Raw genomic sequence first — 2,253 nt, 5'->3', positions numbered from 1 at the left:
GATCCTCAGGCAGGTGCGGCCTTTTTTTGTCCGCGTTTCAGGCATTTTTCAGTCTGGACACAAATGTAGATGCTTATTCTTTATTGATATTTAAATATTTAAATCAATATCATTAAGCTATAAAGCATCGGGCCTCCGGAACACCAATCAGACACTGTAATGATCGCTACCGTCCGCCGCACGGATCGCTCGTTGTAACCAGAACAGAGTTTCTGGATCAAGGATTTTCAAGGGGTAGTGGTATGGGGAATTTCAAACGCAGTGTATTGGCCACGGCGATTTTTTCAGCCAATTTGCTGAGCGTCGCAGGCATCAGTGCAAGTGCTCATACTGCACAGGCAACAGATGAGCAAAACAGCCAGGGCGCATCCACCCTGAGCACGGTAATCGTTACCGGCACTCGGGCGCAGGAGCGCACCGCCAGTGCTTCGCTGTCGCCCATCGATGTGATTTCCGGCGACAGCCTGCGCAGTTCCGGCTCCAGCGAATTGGGCACGGTGCTGGCGCGCTTGATCCCTTCGATCAACTTTCCGCGGCCCAGCCTGGTGGACGGTGCCGAGCTGACCCGACCGGCGCAATTGCGCGGGCTGTCGCCGGATCAGGTGCTGGTGCTGGTCAATGGCAAGCGTCGCCACACATCGGCCTTCGTCAACCTGGGTGGGGCGGTGGGACGCGGTTCGGCACCTGCCGACCTGAACGCCATTCCGCTGTCTGCCATTGAACACATCGAAGTGCTGCGCGATGGTGCTTCAGCGCGATACGGTTCCGATGCGATTGCCGGGGTGATCAACATCATCCTCAAAAGCGCCGATCATGGCGGCTCGATTTCCAGCAAATACGGTCAGTACAAGAAGGGCGACGGGATTCAGCGTCAGGTGTCCGGTAACACCGGTTTCGCGCTGGGCGACAACGGCACGTTGAACCTGTCGGGTGAAGGCTCCAACAACGACTACACCAACCGTGCCGGTGATGATTTTCGTACTTCCAGCATAGGTTCCACTACTTACGGTCAGCAGGTGTTCCGTCAGGGTGAGCCGCAAACCCACGAGGGCAAGCTGCAATACAACGCCGAGTACAGTTTCAACGATGCGGCGGAGTTCTACAGCTTCGGTGGCTACAGCAAGCGCCGTGGTGAAACGGCCGCGTTTTATCGGCCGAGCAACGCCTCCAACAACATCGCTGCGATTTACCCCAACGGTTATCTGCCACTGATTAACGGCACGCTGGAAGACACCTCGCTGGTAGCGGGATTACGCGGCGAGCTGGCGGATGACTGGCACTACGACGTGTCTGCCAACTACGGGAAAAACACCTATGAACTGCGCACCAAAACCATCAATACGTCACTTGGCCTGAACACGCCGCGCTCGTTCGATAACGGCACGCTGACCAACGATCAGAAGCAACTTGGCTTCGATCTGTCGCGGGAGTTCAGCGCGGCATGGCTGCCTTACCCGGTGTCGGTCTCGTTCGGCGCCGAATACCTGCACCAGGGTTATCAGATCGAAGCGGGGCAGGCCGAGTCGTATTTTCAGACCGGCAGTTCCGGGCTGGGCGGCTTCCGCGCCGCCGATGCAGGCAGCTACTCGCGACACAACTTCGCCCAATATCTGGATGTGGAAACCAACCTGACCGAGAAGCTCGGTGTGTCGGCTGCCGTTCGCCACGAGGACTACAGCGATTTTGGCTCCAACGTCAGCGGCTCGCTCTCGGCGCGTTATGACTTCACCCCGCAGGTGGCTTTGCGAGGCAGCGTATCGACAGGCTTCCGCGCCCCTTCACTGGCGCAGCAGAATTTCACCTTTACCTCGTCACAACTGATTGGCAACACTATCCAGGAAGCGGGTACGTTTCCGGCCGGCAGTAACGTTGCGCAACTGTTAGGCGCCGAAGACCTCAAGCCCGAAAAGTCGCGCAACTACAGCCTGGGCCTGGTGCTCCAGCCACTGGACAGCCTGACCGTGACGGCCGACGTCTACCGCATTGATATTCAGGATCGTATCTCGCTGTCCTCTAACCTGGTGCTCAACAACACGGCCATCAACTACCTGCGCAGCAATGGCGTGGGTGATATCAACTACACCAGCGCGCGCTATTTCACCAACGCCACAGACACCAGCACCGATGGTGTCGATCTGGTTGCCAATTACCGCTACCAGTTCGATAAGCACAGTGGGCTACAACTACAACCACACTAAAGTCACCGACGTGAAAGCCAACCCGGCGATTCTCGATCAGTTAGGGAGGCGCTGC

Annotated in this window: 1 pseudogene; it reads left to right on the top strand. The window is 57.2% G+C overall.

The window, feature by feature from the left end:
• Positions 1 to 242: 242 nt before the first annotated feature.
• Positions 243 to 2,253: pseudogene (locus tag ALO64_RS13285) on the top strand (TonB-dependent receptor plug domain-containing protein); the annotation flags it as partial.

The organism is Pseudomonas meliae (assembly GCF_001400515.1).
GTDB classification, from domain to species: Bacteria; Pseudomonadota; Gammaproteobacteria; order Pseudomonadales; family Pseudomonadaceae; genus Aquipseudomonas; species Aquipseudomonas amygdali.
The sequence above is the reverse complement of the archived record's forward strand: the minus strand, read 5'-3'. Positions and strand labels throughout refer to the sequence as shown.